The sequence below is a fragment of the Symmachiella macrocystis genome (genome assembly GCF_007860075.1).
Taxonomy (GTDB): Bacteria; Planctomycetota; Planctomycetia; order Planctomycetales; family Planctomycetaceae; genus Symmachiella; species Symmachiella macrocystis.
On sequence record NZ_SJPP01000001.1, the window covers coordinates 1754702 to 1777858 of the forward strand.

The following is a 23157-nucleotide window of genomic DNA, read 5'->3' on the forward strand; positions in this document are numbered from 1 at the left end:
CCGTTATAGTTCGCTGTTATTTTCGCAGTCGCGCCGCTCAATCGCGGATGATGTCCGGATCAGGTATGCAAACCGATGGGGTCACGGCACGGACCACCGGCAAACGGCAGAGAAGCATCGCGATTGCCCAACCGCCCATCACCCCCACGGCATTGGCCAACGCATCATGCGCACCGAAATGGCGGTGGGGAATGAAATGTTGCAGGATTTCACAGAGAACTCCGTGTGCCGCTGCTGCCGTCAGCCAGCCACAGCGAAGCCTAAACGTCTTGCCCACCGTGGCTAAGGTGATCAGTCCCCCCAACACGGCATAAGCCAGTGCGTGTTGCGCATAGTCCGCCAGCGTACTATCCACAGTCTCCTCAGCCGCTGCACCGGCCGTCCCCATGAACCACAGCGGATGCGGTGTGAGCAACAGATAGCTGAGCAACAGAAAATATGCGACAACCGCGCCCCACCACAGCCAAACAGGCAGGTGGGCTGCTCTCGTCGCAACAGCGGATGAACCGCTTTGGAGATTGTGGAACGTCATCAGACAGCGCCGGCAGCGGTTTTTTGAGTTTCCACGGCTTGGCGGCAAATGGCTTCGAATTGTCGAGCGACTGTTTCGGCGGAATAGTTTTCTTCGACCAGTTGCCGCGCCGCAGCGGCCATCTTGTGGCGTTTGTCTGCATCTTGCAACAACTCGATGACGGCGTTGGCGAAATCAGGGCCGGCGTCGGCGAGTTGCACGTTGTCGCCGGATGTGACTTCCAATCCTTCCGCCCCCAAGGGCGTGCTGACGACTGCTTTTTGCATGGCCATCGCCTCAAATATCTTCAATCGCGTGCCACCACCGACTAACAGCGGAACGACGGCCAATGCTGCTTCGGCTAAGAAGGGGCGAATGTCGGGAACGGTGCCCATGATCTCGACTCCGGGTGTGCGGCCCAATTGCTCGACCATCGGCGTGGGGTTGCGGCCGACGACGCGAAATTCGGCTTCGGGACAACGCTGACGAATCAATGGCCAAACTTGTTCCACGAAATGCCGGACGCCATCCTGGTTGGGGAGCCAATCCATTGATCCCACAAATACGATCCGTTGCGGTTGTTCGGCAGCCGGGTCGGGTTGAAAGAAATCGAGATCGACCGCCGTGTCGATCACTTGCACATGGTCCCAGCTGTAATCGCGGATATAGGTCTCTTTGTCTTGGTGGCTAACGGCGACGACGGCGTCGAACTGCTGCCCCGCTTCCCCTTCAAACCGCCGCATCTTGCGCCATTGCAGCCCCATGTATTTCCTGCGCAGCCAACCTTCGTCTTGTTGCGCATGCCGCTCAAAGATCTGTGCCTCGACATTGTGTTCAAACAGAACCTTAGCCGCCGCCGGAAGGCCGATGGCGTTGCGGGCCATCTGTACAAAATCACAGACGACCATATCGTACTGGTCAGCAGCCAGCAATTCCTCCGCTCGTCGTCGCAACTGAGGATCGTAGTCCTTATCGACGTTGTACGGATTCGGGGAGAATAGGTTTGCCGCAAGTTCTCCATAGAATTTGAGCGTACTCCGCGGCGTCTCGACCCAGGGAACGGTCTCGACCCGCAGGCCAATATCGCACATTTCCTGCACGCCCGGTTCCTCCCCCGCTTGCACGTTGCACAAGTAGGTAACCTCGTGCCAGGCAGCTAAATAGCGTAGGACGTTGAGAGTACGGATCTTGCCCCCCATATCGGCAGGGAACAGCGGTCGCTTCTGTAGGAAGAGAATTTTCATATCGTCATGTCCGGTCGCTCGCAGGCGGAATGCGGGCGTTGTTATCCTTCGGCGCTGAATAAGTAGGCAAAATATTGCGTGTCGGGAATTGGCGCCCAGCCTGCTCCCGGCTGGGCGTTACGCTTTGTCACAATCGCGCGGACTCCGCACGAACGGAATTTATCGATGATCGTCTGTTTAGTTTGCAAATTGCCGGCCAGAAATGAATCGGCATCAGCGGGGAGGATTTCCGCGACGATTTTAAATCGTCCGAACCGCGCCCAATAGGCCTTAAACGAGTTGCCGACATGGCCAATCGGGGCACCACGTTCGACTCCCATCCGCCAAAGCCCTTCAGCGACGCGACAATGTTCGCTGTCGTCAGTGGTGTGTGCCAATTCCCGCACGCCACCAACCGCCAACAGAGCCCAAATGACAACAGCGGCAGAGACAGCGTATTGGCCCCACGACACATCTGTTTGTACCAGACGATGGCTTGCCCAGACGAGTCCCATAAGAATTAAAAATATGAACGGGCCGAGGTAGCGAATTTCAATATGGACCAGACTGTACATGCCAAGTGCAGTAGCCGCTGGAAGAAACAAATACCACTGTGACCTCAGGCTATTGAGAACAGCGCGCCAGCCTTTTTGAGTTTGTATTTTTGCCGATATTAATGAAAATACGAAGAGTCCCCATACCATCCCGACCACGTAAGATTGCTCTTTGAAGAGCACGACGGAGGCGTCGCGCACAATTTGCAGGCTGGCAACGCATTGTTGTTGGAGGTTGAATTTCGGCTGAATTCCTTCATACCAATAAGCGGGGGCATACCAGGGTGGATAGGTCCCGGAAATCGGCGTCGCAAACTCGTGAACGACCGGGTTGGTGGGGAGTTTCCTCGTTGAATGAAGCGGGACGCCATGAGCTGCGACATTTCCCTCCCAATGCGCAAAGTGCGGCACCCGATTGACGTGCCAGGCATAGTTCATCCGGCCGCTTTCGCCAAATGTGAATCGTCCATGGGACAGAGATAATGGAACGATCAGTAATGCGGCTACGGCTACGAAGCCGCACGAGGATATGAGAATCCGACTCGTCAGTCCACGTCGACGTCCATAGGAGATCCAAGCGGTTGCTAGAAACACGAATCCCAAGGGTAACATTACGCTTTTCGCAAGATAGCCGACACCCAAAATCAATCCTAATCCACCGAATATGCCTAGAGATGATTTCCCTGCACGAATCCGCGCGATGATTCCGACCACAAGCAAGACCACCGTAGAGACACAGAGATCCGGCGTAGGGATGGAAACCGTGACCAATTCCAATGCTGACCAGGTGTAGAGCGCATACAACAAAACCACGAGACCAGTCCGTGCAAGTTTCAGATTCCCCGTGCCGCGCAATATTGCTTGCGAATCGAATACGCTTCGCAAGCAAAACTCAAATGCTACCAATGAACACAGGAAAATCGAAAAATTCACTGCATGAACCAGCAGGACTTCGCCGTGGGGGGAAGGATCGAACATGGCCACGGCAGCCCCTAGAAACCAGGAATACAAGGCTCCCCAATAGGCATTGAGTGCGTTGGCAAAGTCTCCCCGGAGGTAGGCGTCTCCCATGTCGAGATAGGAAACAGTATCGGGGTACATGCGATACCGCGCACCGAATGTGTAGACCAGTCCCAGGAAAATGGCTGCTGCGCGGCAGAGTCCGAGATAGGTACGCGGCTGAGTTGTTGGGCGACGATACCGACTCAGCAGAGGAAAGCCTCGAAGTCCACTTCGATTAGCGCTAGTCAGTTGCTTACCGCCCGTACGACGTCCACGGGGCACAACATTGAAGCCCAGAACTGCTCCCCAGCCCACAAGCAGCGATTCGCGTTTTTTGAGAAAGAGTAATTTCATGGGATTTGAAAGATACGGCCGTCTAAAACGCTTAATTCACGAATCCAAGTCGAGCCCAGTAGATCCTAATTATCACGACCAGTCAGCCGCACGTTGAATCCTGTTGTCCTGCCGCTGAGGACCGAAAACCATAAACTGCAACTCGGCCACCGACCGGCCTGCACCTACCGTTGCCCCCAAACGGGAATTCACTCCGCCATGCGCAATACAGTCTTAAAAATCAATTTCAGGTCGAAGAGGATCGACGAGCGGCGGATGTATTCTTTGGCGAGAACGATTTTATCGGGAAGGATTTCTTGGACGTATGTGGTTTCCGGGTTTTCGGATTCCCCGAGCAGTTCGGACTCGTGCCGGTATTTGAGCGAAGCGATATCGGTAATGCCCGGACGGACTTTCAACAGTTCCGCATAGTCGTCCCGGAACATTTCCACATAACGGGGTACTTCTGGACGCGGTCCAACAAAACTCATTTCGCCTTTGAAGACGTTGATCAATTGCGGCAGTTCGTCGATTTTTGTCTTGCGTAAAAAATGACCGACCGAAGTAATGCGCGGGTCGCGACCGGCGGTGATCTGTCCCCCCAATTTGTGGGCATCGACGACCATCGTACGGAATTTGAGGATGTCGAAGGATTGGAAATTGAGCCCCATGCGTTGTTGCCGGTACAAGGCGGGCCCGGCCGACGTCAATTTGATCAACACCGCTGAAACCAACAGCACCGGCCACAACAACAAAAGCCCGCAAAACGAAACCAACAAATCAAACATGCGTTTCATCATGAACGCGTCTCCGCCACGATCGCCTGCACGGTATCGGCTACGTATTTCAGGTCGTCGTTGCTGAGTCGCGGATAAATCGGCAGCGATAGCATCCGTTCGAAAGCAGACTTGGCCACCGGCAGGTCATCGACTTGGTAACCGTGCGTCTCATGATAATAGGGATGCATGTGCAGCGGCATGTAATGCACGCTCGTCCCCACGCCGGCGGCGGTCAGGCGGTTGATGAATTCGCCGCGATCGATGGAGAGTTTGTCCAGGTGCAATTGGATCACGTACAAATGCCAAGAGGTCTGATTTTGAGGGTCAACCGTGAGCGTTTGGACTTCAGGAACGTCGGCGAATGCGCGATTGTAAAACTCGGCGGAGCGGGTGCGGCCTTCCCAAAATTCGTCGCACCGCCGGAGTTGATGCAAGCCGATCGATGCAGCCACATCGGTCATGTTGTGTTTGAATCCGGCAGCGGTGATTTCGTAATACCACGAGCCTTCGGCGCTGAAGCGTTTCCAGGCGTCCTTGCTGATGCCGTGCAGGGACATGATCCGCATCCGGGCAGCCAGGTCGTCTGAATCGGTTGTGACCATCCCCCCTTCACCGGTGGTGATGGTTTTGTTCGCGTAGAATGAAAAGCAGGTGATGTCGCTGATGGTTCCTACGGTCCGCTCGCCATACCGCGCCGGGATTGCGTGCGCCGCATCTTCAATGACGGGTAATTTGTGTTCTTGGGCGATCGCGTGAATCGCGTCCATATCGCACGGTTGGCCGGCGTAGTGGACTGGAATGATCGCTTTGGTTTTTGAGGTGATTTTCGCGGCGATCGAAGCGGGGTCGATGTTGAGCGTATCGGGTCGACAATCGGCCAAGACCGGTGTTGCCCCCAGGTGCACGACCACTTCGGCTGTTGAGGCGAACGTCAACGTTGGGACGATCACTTCGTCCCCGGGACCAATGCCGAGTGCTTCGAGCGCCAAGTGCAACGCAGCTGTGCAAGAGTTCACGGCAATGGCATGTTTCGCCCCCACGCGGTCTGCGAATTCTTGCTCGAATTGCTTTGCTTTTTTACCGGTGGTCAACCATCCCGAACGGAGCGTGTCGACGACTTCATTGATTTCGTCTTCACCGATGGTCGGCAGGAAAAAAGGGATTTTATGCTGGGCCAGTGTCGTCGTTTTGGTCAATTTGCCAATCCTCTGGGATTAGGTGAGTCTGACAATCAAAGAAAATCGGCAGCGCCGACCGGTAAATATACCTGACAATCCACGCTTCGGCGCAGTGTGGGCCGCCCAGGTACTAATTTTTTGGACGGTCATACGAATCGCACCGGCGATAGTGCTGCAAAGAGCATCGTTTCTCGACCGCCTGACGCACTGCAGGCAGCGCGGAGACAGATTTTCTTCGATGCACGGTCGACGGCACAACCATGGGCCTCTCCACGCGATTGTGAGGAGGCCCAATGGATAGGCGTTGAAGCGATTCGTCCCTAAACAGGGACTTGCGACGTGTCGTTCGTCTCAGTGAGCAGCTTCGACCAATCGTCGTCGGCGCGAACCAATTCGATCACGCTGGAACCGCTAAGGAATTTGACGTTGCTGTATTTGTCGTCGCGGTAGTCTTGGACTTCTCCACTGGCAACAGCTTCGAGAACTTGGCTGATCCCGGATTCGATCGTCCATGCCGGTGTAAAGCCCAGCAGGTTGCGGATCTTTTGGAAGCTAACTCGGTAATTGCGGTTGTCGGTGTTTGATTCCTCGCAAATCAATTCGGCGGTAAAGACTTGGTCTTTGACCATTTGGCCGATTTCGCCAATCGTGTGATTTTGCTCATCCGAGCCGACATTGAAGGTTTGGTTTCCGACGACTGACAGCGGGGCTTCAAGGGCTGTGAATACGCCCAGTGCAGCGTCGTCGACATGGACGAACGGCCGCCATTGGTCACCACCATGCACAGTGATTTGCCCGTCGACTTTGGCCTTGGCCGAAAGGACGTTGATCACCAGGTCAAACCGTGTCCGTCCCGAGAGACCGTAGATCGTGGCAAACCGGAGCAAGGTGGGAGCGAAATTCGCATCCGCCATGTTCTTCAGGCCATTTTCCGCGGCAAGTTTCGTGTGTCCATACAACGAGATCGGTTCGACTTCCGAGCGTTCGTCGAGAAGCTCATCACAGGCTCCGTAGACCGAACAGGTGCTAGCGAAGACGAAGCGGCGAATCCCTGAAGCTTTGGCCACTTGTGCGATCATTTGCGTGGCCGACAGATTGACGGCGACAGTCACGCGTTCATCGAGATTGCAAGCCGGATCCCCCACGATGGCTCCCAGATGCACGACGGCATCCATTCCACGCATGGCTTCGACCACTTTTTCGACATGACGGAAGTCGCCAGAAACCAGTTCTAGGTTTTTGTGATTGGCTATTTTGGCAATCGGCTCTTGGCCGAACAGAAACATGTCCAACACGCGAACGCGGTAGCCTTTATCCAGCAGCTTCGGCAACAAGGCTGAACCGATGTAACCGGCTCCACCGATGACGAGGACACTGCGGACTTTAGAATCGACATCCCGCAACTTGGCGTCCCGTTCAGGGCGTACGACTTTTTCCCAAACCGATGTCCATGTTCGCGAGGCCAGTGTGAGGCCGGTGTTCATCAGCCAGGCCATGACGAACGCAATCCGCGGAATTTCGACCATGTCGAGCCGGTCGGCCAGAAAATAGACTGCGACGCCATAAATCAAATAGCTGTGGGCGACGGCTTGTGCCACGACGAGAGCTTTATAACGCCCCTGGTAGACGCGGCTGTAGGTATAAAATCCGCTGAGCGAATAGACCACCAGCGAGACTAACGTCAGTGGAATCGCGTTTTGCCAATAGGCGGTGACCAGCGACCAGAACTCGTTTTCGTAGTCGACCTGAGTTTGATGTCGCATGGCGACAAACAGGAAGAATCGCAACGCCAATGCAGCGATAAAAGCGACATTGATCAGAGCAGCGTCGGCTGCTAAACGGACGGTTTGTGCTTTTGTGATTTTCATTTTTTTCATGTTGAACATGGGGCCGGCTCCTGGTGGATCTCCACGGTTGTCTATCGATGGTGCGCGGTCTTTTATCGTCCCGATGGCGATTCTTAACCAACGGCACCATGTCTAGGACTGCCCAAAAAAACTTGTTTTCCGTTACATGGCCCGATTTTGCGGCTTAGCTGCCCGAGCGGCGATAAGCCTCTAATTTCTTAGGTTGTGATACCTATGTAAATGTCATTGTGGTAATTCTGTGAATTTCACGGCAATTTTCTCATTCCGTCGTTTAAAAACCTTTTGACGCGTCCCGTTGACGCTGTTTTGCACGTTTTCGGAACATGCGGCCACCAGATTCTGAAACAGGTTCTACTCACTTAAGCAGGCACCGAGTTGTCTACATTTCGTAGGTCATTTTTTCTGATCTTTCCGCTTGGTGTCTTGGGGAGGCTGTCCACAAATCGCACGTCGCGGATCATTTTGTAACGCGGCAGATGTTTTCGACAATGTTCAAAAATCACCTCCGCTGTCGTTTCTACTTCATTGGCCGAATGCACGACAAAGGCCACGATGGATTCGCCTTGGATTTCGTCCGGCAGACCCACGACGGCCACTTCGGCGACGCCCGGCAATTTTAATATGACTTCTTCCAATTCCTTGGGATTGATTCGATAGGCGCCGCTTTTGATAATATCCGACTTGCGGCCTACGATGAAAAGATATCCGTCCTCATCCACTCTGGCGAGATCGCCCGTCCGCAAACCTTCTTCGCGAATGACGCGCGCGGTTCCCGTGCGATCGTTCCAGTAACCCTGCATGAGGTTTTCGCCGCGCGCGATAATCTCTCCCACTTCGCCCGGTTGAACTGGGGAATTCGTCTCGTCGAGCACTGACAGGTCGACTCCGGGAATCCCCCGGCCAATCGATCCCAGCTTTGTGTCGACTTCATTTGGCATCAAAGTCGAAAGCCGGGCGGTTGCTTCGGTTTGTCCGTACATTAAGAACAATTCGACGTTCGGCACAACGTCTCGCAACCGATCGACGACGGCCGGCGCAAGTCCTCCACCGGCACATGTGAGATATCTTAGCTCAGGAAACTCCCGTGTGCGAAAATCGGATTTGTGCAGCAACATCGCATAGGTCGAAGGGACTCCGGAAAATCCGGTGGTCCTTTCGCGTTGCATCAAATCCAACACGCGGTTCCAAAACACCGTGTCGGATGCTAACACCAATCGACCCCCGACGGCCAAATGTGTGAATAGCAACGAGTTTCCGTAGGAATAGAAGAATGGCAAACTGACCAACACGCTATCGTCGGCCGAGAGGCTCAGATATTCGACGATCGAAGCGCAATTGGCAGCGACGTTCCCGTGGCTGAGCGTGACACCCTTGGGCTTACCGGTCGTGCCGGATGTGTAAATGATTTGCGCGATGTCATCCAGCTGCGGCAGCGCTGGTGTTTGTGTGACGGGGTGTTGCTCGGCATCGGCCCAGGCGGCGATTTGCCAGGACTTTGGAAAAACGGGTGCCGGTTTGTCATCCACACGAACCACGACGCGAACGCTCGGCAATTTTTCAGCAATCTGCGACAAAGGCACTTCCGCCGCTGCGCCGGTGACAATGCCAAACGGTGCACAATCGCCCAGCGTGTTGGTGAGTTCGTGCGGAGTCGTATCTGGATTGAGAGCAACAACCACGCCCCCGGCGGCTTGGATTCCCAAATAGGCGGCAACGAAGGCTGCACTATTGGGGATCAGCACCGCAACGCGATCGCCATGTTGCAGGCCTTGTGCTTGTAACCATGCGGCGACTGCTGCGGCGCTGCGGGCTAAGTCCGCATAGGTCGTGTCGCAATTGCGGTGATGGACCGCTACGCGGTTCGGTGTTGCCGCCACGCGTTCTGCAAATTGTGCGAAGAGTGTTTTCATACCGCCACCCCCATCACCGCGCCGCGCGCGTCGCTGACCTGTTGCATGGGAGCACACGGGAAGACACCGCAGCGCGTTGGCTGCGGGAACCGCTGATCCAAGGCGGCCGTCAGTTCCTCCGGCCGTTGGAAGACAGGATAGCCCTCCCAATAGAGAGCTCGTGCGTTTTGTGTGGTGACCGTGGGGGCATACAGCCACAGCTCACGGTTTTTCAAAAAACGCTTGGGCTGCGGAGCACGATAGCTCAGGCCTCCCGGCTCGAACAGACCATGCTGTCCGACTCCTTCCGACGCAGCAGTCGTTATCACAATCACACCGTCGTCGCCAACGGTGGGTGACTTCGCGGTCTTCAAGGCGATGAAAACGTTTTCAGCTTGGATCAGGTCGTTGTCTTTCGGGTAGGCATTGAGAATCAGGCAATCGTAGTCGCGTCGCAATTCCGTTGAGAAAACCCCCGAGGCGGCATGACAGGCGGCGCGATGCGCGGCCACGATGTTGCCGGCGAATACATGACTTGGATCGCGTTGTTGATTGCTCACGACACAGACAATGAATTCCATCCCGAGAGTCCGCGCGAGTTGTTCGGCTTCGCTGCGGAATTTGTTGCGGTCGGGATCTGCTCCGCCTCGCAAACCGAGTTGCACAAATTTGTGACTGCGGGCGGTCGCCTCGACGTCGGTCAATCCAGGCAGAACGAGTTTTGCGCCGCCGCTGAAACCAGCGAAGGAGTGCGGCAGGATCGAGCTGATGCCCAGCTTCAATTCCGCTTCGTAAAATGTGCGGTTCACGCGTAGTTCGCGGTCGCCGTAGGCAATGCCGGTCGAAGCCAAGTCGCCGCGGCAATCGTGGCATTCGACGCGATAGGTCGCTGCGATTTCCGGACCGACTTTTTTGGCGATGTCCTCCGCCGGAACATTTCCATGCGAACCAGTGGCCATCACGATGGAGACTGCTGAATCGGCAATGCCGGCCTGCCGCAATTGTTCCAGCAACGGCGGCAGAATCATGGCTGTACGAGTGGGTCGGGACATGTCATCGATCACGATGCAAGCCGACGTTTTTCCAGCGGCCAACTCCGTCAGCGGTGGGCTATCAATCGGTGCGGTGATTGCTGCTTGAATGTCCTGCGGCGTGCATGCCGGTCCTCCGGCAGGTGCCAAGACGTCAACTTCCCAATGACCGGGCAACTGCAGACGATGTAATTCGTCGCGGTACCAAGCCCCCCAAGGAAGTTCGACGTGAATCTCAGACATTGTCATTCCGTACGGTTGATTAACTACAAATCACTGAAGCAGTGCTGCTAACCTTGTTTACTGGTAACATACGCCACGATTGCTTCGACCGAATCGAAGTTTTCGGGCACCATGTCGTCTTCGTCGATCGTGATCGAATACGTTTTTTCCAAGTGGGCAATCAAGTCGACCATAGCCATTGAGTCAATGACTCCTGCCTCGAGCAGTGACTCCTGATCGTCGAATTGGCCTGCCTCGGATGAGGCGCGATTATTCGTCAAGTACGTTCGAATTTCGTTTTTCATCTATTGCTAATCAACACGGAGAAGAAATAAAAAAGACCGACACATCAATCGCTCTAATATTTGCCTCAACCCATCAACAAGAAAACTCCGCGTTAGCTCGCGTGGATTGTACAAAACGCTTAGGGTCATTTTCTCTTAGGGAAAGTACGTGATCGGCTAGAATCAGGCGTATCAACCCGTCGAATATGGCAAACGCGGAAAAAGAATAGCACAATACCCTCTAACCTGCACATCAGTCCACTCAGTGCTTTGTAGTTTCGGGGCGAAAATATCTCGTTTCTACGTTCACCGCATAATCACTCCATACTGACACATGGACCGCAATCTGGCCAATTTACGGGGGCTGTTCCTCTGCCGGAAGTCAATGCGCGAGAATGATTTGACGGATACACCGGTTAAACATCGCGATCTCCGACCGTCAACCACCAAGCCTTGGCGTCCAACACAGTCGCTCGGAGCTCGCTGGATTCCGGTGCATATCCGTACATTTGTGACAATCCGCTTCTTTGACGAAACCCGAACTCCACCAGCGAAGAAACTAAGGGATTTGAACACAACATGGTAAACGACAGGCTGTTCAGTCCCTGTTTGCGGCCCTGTTGGATAGCTGTAACGAGCAAGTCGCGCGCCACTTCGGGTCGATCCATCGGAAACAGATCCTTGATGACGCCCATATCCTCTTGGGTGGTCATCACGAGATAACCGCAAAGTTGTCCATTTTGCTCGGCGATGATGACTTGTGCTGTTTCCAGCGGGTTTTCGGCATAGCGCCAACGCAAATAACTTGAATCGCGGACCCCGATCACGCCGCGTTGCGGTGCGGCATTGTTAAATAGTTCGTCAAAGCGCTCATCAATGTTTGCGATGTCCATCAGCGAAGTGTTGCATTTTGCACGGTGGCGGGTCTCCGCTCCGGCAATTCGCAACAGTGGATCGAGCATGGCTCCCCCCACAGCTGCCAGTGCGCTGTTTCCCACTTTGCGCTGGATGTACGGTGCGGTTCTGAGCACCTTGGCATAGCGGACCATCTCGCCGATCGGAGAATGTCCGACTTTAGCGTGGATGACGGCCATTTTTTCGTTGGGATGGGCATACAGAAAATCGACGCGCTGGTCATCGACCCCGTTCTTGGCTGCGCGGCGCAGCTTGAGAGCCAGTCCCAAAGTGCGAAATCGAGGTAAAATCGAAAAATCGGCTCCGTTCCAGGCGCGATGCAACTGGCCATCGACAAGCATCCGCCGCGGAAGGGCGACGGTAAACCCAGCCATTTCGCCCGTTTCTGTCTTGCGAATGGCCCAGAGCACGGCGGGGCCGTCGGGATTGTCACAATACAGCCATTGAAACCGCGACCGATCGACCGCATGTTGCCGAGTGGCGTCCAATACGGCGATGGCGTCATCGCGGGCGACGTCTAACGATTCCTCTACGATTTCAAATGGCATCGTGCGTTTCTGGTGGGGAAGTTTCTGTAGCAATGACAATTCCGACGACATCACCTTGCCAAATTGTTATCGCAAACAATTCTCGGCAAGCATGAATTTAGTAGAGTTTCGGCCGGGATTGGGAAATTGTCGCACGACAAATCGAGAAGGTTACGCCAGTAGTGCGTTGACCGACTTTGAATCCGAGGTCGCTATCGCTGATTCGCACGCCCACGGAAGTACTTGTCGAAGATAGGTAATCCCACAATCCAAAATTGACAAAGCATTAGTCTTTCCTGAAGTTCGGGGCCTCAAGATCGCTTCCGCGATTCTTGAATAACCGCAGTTTTTGATTGTGGTGAACCAATTCAAATTGATTGGCTTCTAAATTTTTGACCAGATCCAGGTCTTCGCCATAGACGAGAACATAGCCGTAAGTTTGGCGAATGCGGCGCATCGACTTTTCCGGATTGTTCTTATCGATTTTGGGAAACATATTAGAGACGGGATATTCGTGATACCACATGGAAACTAGCGTATTCACATTAGCCACGCCGCGTCCGTTCGCGCCCCCTTTGGCGATATTGTAATATTCATACGCTCGGGTGAGTGGGCGGACTTGGCCATGGGGAGGGTTTTCAATATGAATCGGCAGTAGTGGCGTGTTGCCGTCATAGTGCTCGATTCCTGACATATAGACGGCCAATTCCTGGTCCATCTTCACCACTTCCTTGGCGAGTAGCACGTTGGCGCAGATCGCTGCACCGCACACGACCATCACCATTCCGCCCAACAACCGGCGGTTGATTTCGATGGATGCTCCGGCGCAGGCCAACATAACACCACAAATCACCGGGATCATTCGTAGGTTAACGTAATGCCATGCCAAGAATTTGTAGGGGACTATAAAAAAGCTGACGAGCAGTACGGCAAGTAGTGCTATAAGAGGGTCACTCAATACGCCGCGCACGGAATTATTTTTTTCGCGGTACATGTGAATGATCTTGCGGACCACCAATCCAAGCACCAACATCCACGGCAGGGCCATCAGGATGTAGACGGGAAGCGAAATTGTGTAAAAATATTTTCGTACGAAATATTCTAGCAATACATGAGGCAAAAGGAACACTGTGTCTTCGTGATCAATCCATTCGGATTTTGTTTTCGTCAGAATGAAATAGTCGACGAATAACAGCCAACCAGGCCAAGTGGCACACACGGCTGCGATAGTCCCTTTTTTAAAGCTATGAGTTTCGATGAGCACATAAAACCCGATGCAACAGGCGAGCAACCCAAACACAAATAGATGTGACAGATACAGCAACGCAGACAGGACGGCTAGTACAGCAAAATTCTTCTTAGTTAACTTGCGGTGGTGGTGCAACCAATAACCGAACGCCGTGAAAAACAGAACAAGTGCCAACGAAAAGTTATGGTATCCGCGGAAGAAGGAATACGTATGTACCATCAAAAATCCGTAATATCCCAGGATCACGTTCCGTGGCGACGCGGCTGATAGGAAATAGAAGATGCTCAGCGGAAACCCCACCACATAGATGCTCAACGCCACTTTCTCTGCCGTCAGCAGGGGCAATAGATTGCTGAGGCAGTACACGACGAGATTGTGCAACATATGGGGGACCGGGTGCCAATTGATCTGGTAATACTCCGAATAATCGTAGGCGGGGTTTTGAAACTCCTTGAACATGTGCACGATCAACAAATACCATGGTCCGTTTTGGGACGGAAAGTGCGTCGTGATCCAAATCGGCACGAGGCTGGTCAAGGTGACAAGCAGAAAAAGACAAACGTGGCCCCAGCCTGGGAAGAATGACGTTTTTTCCTTGGGCTGCAAAGAAGATGAAGTCTCAGTCATGGAGGAAGCTTCCTGTGATGCAATAATTCAAAAAGTCAGCTCGGTGTGTGGTGATTCGTCCGGTAAATGAAATTTCTAAGATGCGGTCACACTTTGGCCGCGCTGGCGAGTTTGTGGTGCAATTCCTGCTCAAATGGCGAAGGGTATTTAGAGATCTGCTGCGTCGAAAGCGACGGTGAAGTGCGATGCTGGGAAATGCCGATGTCTAGTTGTGTTTGTGGTTGCCGGTTTTTGCGGAAGCCCCGCAGTCAACCTGCGGCGCATTCTCATCGCTGCCTTGCTGCTCGCTAAGAGGACAAACCTTGCGATTGCTTGCGAGGCAGGCGATGTCCGCGTACCTTGCCGGTTGGACGTGATTGATCTCCATCCAGGCCTTGAATCTAGGATCGAGTAGTGCTTGTAATTCCTGATTTCGGAATGAAGAATTCCAAAACCGGCGATCCCCCTGTGATAATTCATCGTTCAATGCATTGACCAATTCTCCGGGGTGGGTGATGACTTCATAGGTGCCTACCGTTGTCGCTGTAACTACTGCGGACATGGCTGCAAGATTCATTTTACCGCTGCCCAGGATTCCAAATGTCCGGTCACAAGTCAGCAGGGAATGCCCATGTTTCCGTGCCCGCGTCGCAAACATTCCCAGGATCATTTGCTTGGGAGCATTGCTCAGGGTGGTGATCATCCGACTGGGGCTAAAGAGGTTTGCACGACGCCTAATTCTTTCATCGGACACTCGAATCGCCGGACAGCCATATTTTGTGGCAAGGCGGGCAAGGATTGAAAATATCCCCGGAATCATATGAACGTGACGGTGGCTGTTGACGTGATCGATCACCAATCCGGCATCTACAATATGCTGGAATTGCGCGTCCAACTCCCGTTCGATTTGTATCCGTCCGTCGTTGGTCATTGCCAATCGGCACAATCCAGCAAACCCAACGCGTAGTCGACCGTTTTCATCGGCCAATTGGCCGATCTTGTTTGGCGGTGTGAGACAACGACCGCTTGTTAAACAGACGTGCAACCCGATGCCGAGGTCCGGGAAAGGATTCACAACTGTTGCCACGGCATGGTCAAACGCAGGTCCGATGGCCATCAAGCTCGCGCTGGTCAGCACTCCATCGGTGAAACTGCGTTGAATCGCGTGGTTCGCTGATTCACAGATCCCCAGATCGTCGGCATTGATGATGAGTTGTTTCACGATAATACTGCCAAAGTCATGATTATTCTGGAAGCGGCTCGCTCAATTTCGAGCGAGCGTTTCGCTTGCTGTATTCTGTTTAGAGACTTCTTGTGTAGTTGCCGTGGTGGCCTTGCGATTGTCCGGAGGACTGTTCGTAGAATCGCAAAGACCACACGTTTCACTTGTGATGTACAGTGGGCGGCCTTTGACTTCTTCATAAATGCGCCCCACATACTCTCCGAGAATCCCCAGTGAGATGAGTTGCACCCCTCCTAAAAACAGCACGGCAACAATAATCGACGACCACCCGTGGACGCTGTCTTCAGTAAAAAGACGGACATAAATAGCCCACAGGGCATACGGCACGACGCTGACCGCGGCGATAAATCCGACATACGTGCACAATCTTAGCGGCAGCGTCGAAAACGACGTCACCGCATCGAGAGCCAAACCGATCAACTTGGTGTAGCTGTACTTCGTATTGCCGCTGAATCGTTCTGCTGCCACAAACGGGATTCCCGTTTGTCGAAAACCAACCCATTCGACCATGCTGCGGAAAAACCGTTTGCGTTCGCGCATAGCGACGATCAGTTTGACAACCCGTTGATCCATGAGGCGGTAATCCGAGACATTTGGCTCCAACGTCGTGGCTCCCAAACGGCGTTGTAATCTGGAAAACGCCGAGGATGTCAGCCGTTTGAAAAAACCGATTCCTTCAGTCTCTTCGCGAATCGTATAGACGACCTCAAACCCTTCCTTCCAAAGTTCGATCATCCGGCCGATGATTTCTGGTGGGTGCTGGAGATCGGCGTCCATCACGATTACGGCGTGTCCTGTAGCATGTTCCAAGCCAGCAAAAATGGCCATCTGGCAGCCAAAGTTCCGCGAAAGGCGCACCAGTTTGACCCGCGAGTCCGCGTCGTGCAATGTTTTGACAGTTGCCACCGACTCGTCCCGACTGCCGTCGTCGACAAAGATCAACTCGAACGTGCACCACAGTTCGTCGAATTCTTTGACGATCGCCTCGTACAACGGGCGGACGTTGCCCTCCTCGTTGTACATAGGAACCACGATGGAAATGAGTTCCGCTTCCTCCACGATATCACCCTCTCTACAGGTGTCACTGCTTCGATCCGATTCGGAACGAACCAGCTATATTGACTATGTCGCCGCCACACTGGGCGATTGTATATACCGCTCGGCAAACCCGCTCAACGTGGCGGGCACCATTCCGCGTTGCTCTAAACAATACTCGAACACTTCCGCCAAATCGGCGAAAAACTCTTCCAAACGCTCTGCCGTTTTTACATAGGGCGATTGCCCTGCCACCAGTGAAGTGCTGTGAAACAACATCACCATCACCGGTGCCCCGCCTGCTAGATAGGCGTCGATGAGTTGTTTCATGTCCTGTGCCCTCGCCTGTTCGGGGCTGAATTTGATGCGGCGTACGATCCCCAACCGATCGAGAATTCCGACACTGCGCATCCGCCGCAACCAGGGCGTCATGGCAAAATTCCGAATCGCTTGTGCCCGTTGGAAGTCGGGACGATTGAATCCGACGGATACGGGAACCTCCAGCAAGGAACCGGTTTCACACCGTTCGCACAGGCCTCGATCGCCGACGAAATAGGGCGTGTGCGGCGCGTATTCGAAATTCGGTCCGCCTTCGGATGACCAGTTACTGAAGGGAATCACGCTGGAATCGACCGTGTAGCCGAGTTCGCGTAAAATTCGCGCTCCCACGATATCGAGTCCGTACCGTCCCGCACGGAACGAGGTGGGACGGCGGCCGAACTGTTTCTCGATTTCGGCAGTCAGCCAGACGATTTTCTCGCGTTGTAATTTTTCGGGCAGGTTACAGAGAAACGAAGTCTGCTTGTCCCAATAGGAATCCTGTGGCGGATTGCACCAGGGGTGCACGTGTGTACCAATCTCGCCGCGTCCGTCGTCTTGGATCTTTCGCAACAGATCCACACAGTCGGCATTGGTCACGACAGGCGCATCGATCACGTAAGTTGGGGGAATCTGATACCGGTCGCACAATTCTTGAAATCGACCGACACCAGCGCACACATTTTCCACGGTGTTCCCGTGCGTGCGGTACTGACCGCCCCACAGGCCCTCTTCTTCCGTATCGATGGTGATTAACAGGTTTGCAGTCATAGTGATCGTCGAGGTTTTAGAATTACGTACGCGGCAAATCGCTCAGGCTTAGGCCACTTTGCGAATGATCTGTGGGCCAATGGTGCGTGTGAGCCAGACCGGCAGTTTTTGCCAAATTTGGGCCGCCTTGCCGTATGAGTCTTTAGGGGGTGACATATCGGGAACCAGCCCCGGTTTGGCCGGTAACAGATACCAATACAGGTTGACCGGCTGAGCTCCCCATTGCTTTTTGAATTTGTAGGTGCCCGAGTCGGGGGTACTGCGTCCGAAGCGAAATGATGTCGCGCCAGCAGCGCAGGCTTGTTCCAACATGTGCCAATACATCACATGGTTAACGCACAGTTTGTTGTATGTTCTCAAACTCGAAGCCCAGGGAATTTCCCACGCGGCGCCGTTGGACATGGTGAATCCACCGCCAATGGCTGCGCCTTCCAAGCGGGCGATATGCACGGTTGCTTCTTCGGGAAAGGCATCGAGCACTGCTTGGAAAAATCGGCGGCTGTGCGCCGGACTGCCCAAATCGCGCATGTTCACGGAATAGACATTGAAAAAATCGTCCAACAATTCGCGGCCACCGCTTTCGACCGTCATCCCCGCCTTTTGCCCTTTGCGGATTTGATTACGAACCTTCGGCGAGAACCCATCCCACAGTTCCTCACCCGTGGCTGGGAGTTCCAACTGCATGAGCACCTTATCGGTCCGCACATACTCCGAAATTTCCGCCGGTTCGCGCTGCCGCAATTGCACTTCGTCAACACCTCGCTGCGTGGCGCGATTGACCGCTTCAGCCATCAATGCGTCGCGGCCTTCGGCATCGTCTGCCAGGAGTCCGCACGTATCAAACCACGGTAGCGAAACCATGTGCTTGCCGAACAGCAGGCTGCGTTGATGGACCATAGGCAAGACGCCGACAATGGAGCCGTTGCGAAAGGCAGCGAGCCGCTCCACTGTTAAGCGGTACGTTTGAAACGGCTTGTCCCAATCGGCGCGAAAAAACAGCGCATCGGAAACGTGGCGGGCAACATAATCGTCCCAAGCTGACGTCTCGCTGGAGCCGATCGCCTTGACTTCGACTGCCGTGATGTGGTCTGAGACCGTTTGCACTGCCACTGCCCTCAATGTTGCCCTAATCAGAATCGTTTTCAGAAGACACACGATGGTGGTCCGTCGGTGTTCCCCGGCAAACTCCGGTTTGCTATGCGTCTTGCCTAAAAACTCTACACTCAATATCGGCTAGGTTAGGCCATTGGGTCCAACAACAACCGCACTTGCCATTCAGCGATGTTGCGACACCGCTGTACTGGTTGACTCCGGCTTTTCAGTTGTCGGCGTGCGTTCCGTACGCGCCCAAGTCACTGGTTGCCGGTTGAATAATCCTTTGACAATGCCAACCGTCATGGCGACATGGCTCATCACGAAATAAAACACAATTCCGCCCAGGTGCGTCTCGCGAAAAGTTACCGCAAGAGTACCAGTTAGTCCAAGCAGGTAAAATATGATTTGCCCAATCAGTGCGATTCGATAGAAGATTCCACTGTTCCATAAGACCGCACTTGATACGAGTATCGCAATCAACAAAACCGGTTCAATCCATCGGAGAAGTTTGTGCGAGACGAATTGCCATAACTCCACCGGTCGAGCCAGCGGCGGCCATTGCCCCCGTTTGAGGATTTGCATGGCGCCGCTCGTCACGCGGGCGCGGCGTTTGAATTCCATACGGGCAGTGGGCGTGCCGTTTTCGTGTGCCACAGCCTGCGGTTCATAGGCCACGCTGCGACGTTGACGAATAACGTTCATCGTGGTGGTAAAATCGTCCAGAATCGTGTCAGCCGCCAGCGGCTCAAACAATTCGCGGCGGATCACATACATCCCGCCATCCACACCCATCATCGACCCAATTCGCGATTCCGACGTTTGTAATGCCCGCTCGATGCGATAATAAAACGCCTCACCTTCACCGAAATTCGAATCGCGACTCTTCAAGCGGACATCACCACTGACCGCCCCCACCGACGTGTCCTGCAGTCGCGATACCATTCTCTTGAGCGCGTCCGCTTGAAACATGACATTGGCGTCGCACAGGCACAACAGCTCCCCTTCAGCCGCCGCAGCAGCATCATTTAACAACGAAGCCTTGCCCCGGCGATCGCTAAAATCCAATAGCCTCACGCCACGATCCGCGAAGCTGCGGGCGATTTCCTCCGTACTATCCGAACTGCCATCGCTGGCGACGATGATTTCCAAACGGTCGTCGGGATAATCCATCGCTAATGCATTTTCCAACTTGGATTGCAATACGCTTTCTTCGTTGTATGCCGGAATGACCAACGTCACATCGGGCCATTCACTCATCGCGGGCGCAACTCGACGCTTATAGAGCGCTGCGATTATCGCCGAAATAGCCAGGTAGCCCAGCTGGGTATAAACCAGCAGTCCCAAGGACAACCAAAACAGGATGTGCCAGAACAGATCCATCAAAATCCAACTCATTCAAAATCGAAGTGAGCGACAATCCAAGTATTTACTTTGCGGAGGTAGCGACCGTTGCTTGCGGTTCCTCACGTTCCGGATTCCAGGTCGAGACGCTTTTGCCGAACAACACGTTCAACAGTCCCAGTCCCGCAGCCGCGTTGACCACACAAAAATAATTCGCAATATAAATCGGCTTCACATCCCGCAAGGCTGGCACCAGCCGCAATAACGCAAGCAGATAGAAACCGACATGCAATCCCAAGACCACCGAATAAAACAGACTCCCCTGCACTGCCAACGCCACGTTCGCGACGAACATCGTGACCATGAACAGCGGGACGAACCAGCGGATCAATTTATGAACCACCAATTGATAGGAGAATAATCCTACGCGGAACGGATTGAGAACGCCGGGATTTCTGAGCACCGCGCGAAAGCTTCGATTCACGATGCGTGCCTTGCGACGAAATTCGCCTCCAAAATCGGCCGCCGTCCGTTCATAGCAGACCGCATCGGTGTCAAACAGTCCGCGATACCCGCGACGGACAATCTTTAGAGGAATCGTGAAGTCATTGATGTCATCCTCGCGAAGCGGCTCGAATAAATGCGTGCGAATGGCGTAAATCGCACCATCGCCGCACACGACCGAGCCGATTTTGCTTTCTTGGATTTTCAACCACGTTTCATACCGCCAATACAGCGACTCCGAAACGCTCGCAGCTGAATCCTCTTCGATATAGCGTTGATGCCCGACGACAAACCCGACCCGTTCCTCGGCGAAGTGCCGTACGAGTTTTCGCACCGCCGATGGTTCATAAATCGAATTGGCATCGCTGAACACCACCAATTCGCCGGTTGCCCGCTCGAGAAACTGCGTAAGACCGAAGGATTTGCCGCGTCGCGGCACCTGCCGATACAGCACCACCCCTTGATCCGCATATTCCTCGACGATCTCATCGGTCCCATCGTCCGACTCGTCGGAAATCACCATAATTTCCAGCGATTCACGCGGGTAATCCAAAGCGAGTGAGTTCTCAATTTTTTCGCGAATCACGGCAGCTTCGTTGTAGGCGCTGACGATCAGCGTCACCGTTGGCGTCGCATCGTCGATCGCATGCGATTTGCGCAACGGTGCTAGCAACAACAACGTCACCGGGTAGGCGAAGTAGGTCAGAAAGATGGTGCCAAAGCTGACCCAAAACAGGATTTCTAAGCTAAGAGTCATCATCATCAATCCAAATACACTTGATGCCAAATCTCAAAGGTTAACAATGCCAAGATGTGCTCCGAATGATCGGCGCGCTGTTGCATATGGTCGTCCATGAGTGCCGTGACCGCGTCGGCATCAAAATAACCGCGACTTTGTATCCGCTCACGCGACAAGACATCCTGCAGCAGCGGCTGCAGACTGGAACGGAACCAGCGGCTGATCGGCGTACCGAAGCCTTGCTTCTTTTGGGTAATGATATTGTCTGGCAATCGGCCGCGCATCGACTCCTTGAAAATGTGTTTCATCCCCCGCATTCCGCGCAGCTTCATCGACGAGGGAATCCGCGCCGCCATTTCGACGAGACGATAATCCAACAGCGGCACACGCGCTTCCAGCGAGACCGCCATGCTCATCTTGTCGGTAAAAGCCAATAGACTATCTACCAAGCTTGTCTTGAGGTCCGCATACATCATTTGATTCAGCGGGTCGTGGCTGCCGGCAGCCGCGTAATAATCGGCGACCTGCCGTGAGCGGTGATGCGTCTCCATCTCCGCCAACTCGGGAGACAAAATCCCATGACGTTGTCCGTTGTTATAAACGCTGACATAACCTTGATAACGATCCGGCGGCGGCAATTCCGCCTGTGAGGCGAAACCACGAGCGTAACGCAACATCGATTTGACCGCTGATCCGCGATCAACCGGCACGCGGTTGAGCAGCGGCATCACCATCCCCCGGCGGACTGCCCCCGGTACCATTTGATACATGTTTTGCAGTCGCGGACCCAAGTACCTGCGATAGCCGCCGAAAATTTCATCACCACCGACGCCGGACAGAATCACCGTCACCGATTCCCGCGCCATCTTGCTCACCAAGTACGTCACCAGAAACGACGTGTCGGTGATCGGTTCGTCCAGATGTTCAATTAACGGATACATCAGCTCCGTCACATTCGGCTCGACAACGATTTCGTGATGGTCCGTTTCGAATTTCTTGGCCACGATGGCCGCTTTGCTCAACTCGTTATGAAACGCGTCTTCGCCGCCAAAGCCAATCGCATAGGTAGAAATATTGCCCACACCGAGTTCGTGCATCATCGCCACGATCGACGAGGAATCGAGTCCGCCCGACAGAAACGCACCCAACGGCACGTCGCTCATCAACTGCAATCGGACCGCGTCTTCCAGCAATTCCCGCAATTGCTCGCACCAATCGCCGAGGCTGTGTTGCTCGGTCGTGTAATCCAACTCCCAATATTTCCAACTCTTGGTTTGGCCGTTTTCAATGACCAAACAAGTGGCCGGTTCCAGTTTGCTGATTCCCGCGAACATCGTCCGAGGAGCGGGGACATAGCCGAATTGCAGAAAATCGAACATCGCCGCCCGGTCCAGCTCGGCGGTGATGCCGGGCACCTTGAGCAGCGCTTTGATCTCCGAAGCCCAGGCGATTTGCCCGCCATCTTCGTAGAGATACAACGGCTTGATTCCAATATGGTCACGGGCAATCAGGACCCGATGACGCCGGCGATCCAAAATACTAAACGCGAACATGCCGTTGAGGCGTTTGGGGAGATCGTCCCCCCATTGCTCATAACCGCGGACCAGGACTTCGGTATCACTATGCGAGCGAAATCGGTGTCCGTGCGATTCCAGTTCTTTACGCAGCTCGACACAGTTAAAGATTTCACCGTTGAAAACAATGGCGATGGACTGATCGTCGTTGAACATCGGTTGATGCCCACCGGCCAGATCGATGATCGACAGCCGCCGCATGCCGATGCCGACATTAGCATCGACAAATTGGCCTTGATCGTCCGGCCCACGATGCACGATCGCGTCGCACATCGCGCGAACAACCCCTTCTTCCGCGGGACGGTCCTTGTCTCGATAGTAAATGCCCGTAATGCCGCACATAGGTTGCCTTATCTTTAGTTGTCC

The 23157-nt window shown here is 54.0% G+C and carries 18 protein-coding genes; all 18 read right to left on the reverse strand.

The window, feature by feature from the left end:
• Window positions 1-37: 37 nt before the first annotated feature.
• A complete protein-coding gene (locus CA54_RS06800) occupies window positions 38-532 on the reverse strand; it encodes a VanZ family protein (RefSeq protein WP_146370057.1) in 495 nt (164 codons plus the stop codon).
• Window positions 532-1755 carry a glycosyltransferase family 4 protein gene (locus tag CA54_RS06805; RefSeq protein ID WP_146370058.1) on the reverse strand — a complete coding sequence of 408 codons (1224 nt, stop codon included), beginning with the start codon at window positions 1753-1755 and terminating at the stop codon, window positions 532-534. The genes CA54_RS06800 and CA54_RS06805 overlap by 1 nt, the downstream gene beginning before the upstream one ends.
• A gap of 41 nt (window positions 1756-1796) precedes the next feature.
• Window positions 1797-3644 carry a hypothetical protein gene (locus CA54_RS06810; protein ID WP_146370059.1) on the reverse strand — a complete coding sequence of 616 codons (1848 nt, stop codon included), beginning with the start codon at window positions 3642-3644 and terminating at the stop codon, window positions 1797-1799.
• A gap of 188 nt (window positions 3645-3832) precedes the next feature.
• The gene (locus CA54_RS06815; RefSeq protein ID WP_146370060.1) at window positions 3833-4423 is read right to left on the reverse strand and encodes a sugar transferase; all 591 of its coding nucleotides are present in this window, start codon (window positions 4421-4423) and stop codon (window positions 3833-3835) included.
• A complete protein-coding gene (locus tag CA54_RS06820) occupies window positions 4420-5598 on the reverse strand; it encodes a DegT/DnrJ/EryC1/StrS family aminotransferase (RefSeq protein ID WP_231962992.1) in 1179 nt (392 codons plus the stop codon). Before CA54_RS06820 ends, CA54_RS06815 begins: the two co-directional genes overlap by 4 nt.
• Before the next feature lie 302 nt (window positions 5599-5900).
• On the reverse strand, window positions 5901-7466 hold the full coding sequence (locus CA54_RS06825; RefSeq protein WP_197532253.1) for an NAD-dependent epimerase/dehydratase family protein: 1566 nt from the start codon (window positions 7464-7466) through the stop codon (window positions 5901-5903).
• Between the two features lie 341 nt (window positions 7467-7807).
• Window positions 7808-9358, reverse strand: coding sequence for a class I adenylate-forming enzyme family protein (locus tag CA54_RS06830; protein ID WP_146370061.1), 1551 nt, complete (start codon window positions 9356-9358; stop codon window positions 7808-7810).
• Complete coding sequence (locus CA54_RS06835) at window positions 9355-10611, reverse strand: lactate racemase domain-containing protein (protein WP_197532254.1); 1257 nt, start codon at window positions 10609-10611, stop codon at window positions 9355-9357. Before CA54_RS06835 ends, CA54_RS06830 begins: the two co-directional genes overlap by 4 nt.
• A gap of 47 nt (window positions 10612-10658) precedes the next feature.
• A complete protein-coding gene (locus tag CA54_RS06840; RefSeq protein WP_146370063.1) occupies window positions 10659-10895 on the reverse strand; it encodes an acyl carrier protein in 237 nt (78 codons plus the stop codon).
• 395 nt (window positions 10896-11290) lie between these two features.
• On the reverse strand, window positions 11291-12337 hold the full coding sequence (locus tag CA54_RS06845) for a hypothetical protein (RefSeq protein WP_146370064.1): 1047 nt from the start codon (window positions 12335-12337) through the stop codon (window positions 11291-11293).
• Between the two features lie 265 nt (window positions 12338-12602).
• Window positions 12603-14192, reverse strand: coding sequence for a hypothetical protein (locus CA54_RS06850; protein WP_146370065.1), 1590 nt, complete (start codon window positions 14190-14192; stop codon window positions 12603-12605).
• A 205-nt stretch (window positions 14193-14397) separates the two neighbouring features.
• The gene (locus CA54_RS06855) at window positions 14398-15393 is read right to left on the reverse strand and encodes a carbohydrate deacetylase (RefSeq protein WP_197532255.1); all 996 of its coding nucleotides are present in this window, start codon (window positions 15391-15393) and stop codon (window positions 14398-14400) included.
• A gap of 42 nt (window positions 15394-15435) precedes the next feature.
• Window positions 15436-16473: a glycosyltransferase family 2 protein gene (locus tag CA54_RS06860; protein ID WP_146370067.1), complete on the reverse strand. Its 1038-nt coding sequence runs from the start codon at window positions 16471-16473 to the stop codon at window positions 15436-15438.
• A 63-nt stretch (window positions 16474-16536) separates the two neighbouring features.
• Complete coding sequence (locus tag CA54_RS06865; RefSeq protein WP_146370068.1) at window positions 16537-17538, reverse strand: polysaccharide deacetylase family protein; 1002 nt, start codon at window positions 17536-17538, stop codon at window positions 16537-16539.
• A gap of 48 nt (window positions 17539-17586) precedes the next feature.
• Window positions 17587-18642, reverse strand: a complete 1056-nt coding sequence (locus CA54_RS06870) for a FemAB family XrtA/PEP-CTERM system-associated protein (RefSeq protein WP_197532256.1) — start codon at window positions 18640-18642, stop codon at window positions 17587-17589.
• 171 nt (window positions 18643-18813) lie between these two features.
• Complete coding sequence (locus CA54_RS06875) at window positions 18814-20028, reverse strand: glycosyltransferase family 2 protein (RefSeq protein ID WP_146370070.1); 1215 nt, start codon at window positions 20026-20028, stop codon at window positions 18814-18816.
• 31 nt (window positions 20029-20059) lie between these two features.
• Complete coding sequence (locus tag CA54_RS06880; RefSeq protein ID WP_197532257.1) at window positions 20060-21241, reverse strand: glycosyltransferase family 2 protein; 1182 nt, start codon at window positions 21239-21241, stop codon at window positions 20060-20062.
• Window positions 21241-23133: an asparagine synthase (glutamine-hydrolyzing) gene (gene asnB, locus CA54_RS06885; protein WP_146370071.1), complete on the reverse strand. Its 1893-nt coding sequence runs from the start codon at window positions 23131-23133 to the stop codon at window positions 21241-21243. Before asnB ends, CA54_RS06880 begins: the two co-directional genes overlap by 1 nt.
• Window positions 23134-23157: the final 24 nt, after the last annotated feature.

Coding starts and splice junctions, on each gene's coding strand:
- CA54_RS06800 (WP_146370057.1), bottom strand. CDS start 532: ATGACGTTCCACAATCTCCAAAGCGGTTCATCCGCTGTTGCGACGAGA.
- CA54_RS06815 (WP_146370060.1), bottom strand. CDS start 4,423: ATGATGAAACGCATGTTTGATTTGTTGGTTTCGTTTTGCGGGCTTTTG.
- CA54_RS06845 (WP_146370064.1), bottom strand. CDS start 12,337: ATGCCATTTGAAATCGTAGAGGAATCGTTAGACGTCGCCCGCGATGAC.
- CA54_RS06835 (WP_197532254.1), bottom strand. CDS start 10,611: ATGTCTGAGATTCACGTCGAACTTCCTTGGGGGGCTTGGTACCGCGAC.
- CA54_RS06805 (WP_146370058.1), bottom strand. CDS start 1,755: ATGAAAATTCTCTTCCTACAGAAGCGACCGCTGTTCCCTGCCGATATG.
- CA54_RS06850 (WP_146370065.1), bottom strand. CDS start 14,192: ATGACTGAGACTTCATCTTCTTTGCAGCCCAAGGAAAAAACGTCATTC.
- CA54_RS06880 (WP_197532257.1), bottom strand. CDS start 21,241: ATGATGATGACTCTTAGCTTAGAAATCCTGTTTTGGGTCAGCTTTGGC.
- CA54_RS06840 (WP_146370063.1), bottom strand. CDS start 10,895: ATGAAAAACGAAATTCGAACGTACTTGACGAATAATCGCGCCTCATCC.
- asnB (WP_146370071.1), bottom strand. CDS start 23,133: ATGTGCGGCATTACGGGCATTTACTATCGAGACAAGGACCGTCCCGCG.
- CA54_RS06810 (WP_146370059.1), bottom strand. CDS start 3,644: ATGAAATTACTCTTTCTCAAAAAACGCGAATCGCTGCTTGTGGGCTGG.
- CA54_RS06865 (WP_146370068.1), bottom strand. CDS start 17,538: ATGACTGCAAACCTGTTAATCACCATCGATACGGAAGAAGAGGGCCTG.
- CA54_RS06825 (WP_197532253.1), bottom strand. CDS start 7,466: ATGTTCAACATGAAAAAAATGAAAATCACAAAAGCACAAACCGTCCGT.
- CA54_RS06830 (WP_146370061.1), bottom strand. CDS start 9,358: ATGAAAACACTCTTCGCACAATTTGCAGAACGCGTGGCGGCAACACCG.
- CA54_RS06875 (WP_146370070.1), bottom strand. CDS start 20,028: ATGAGTTGGATTTTGATGGATCTGTTCTGGCACATCCTGTTTTGGTTG.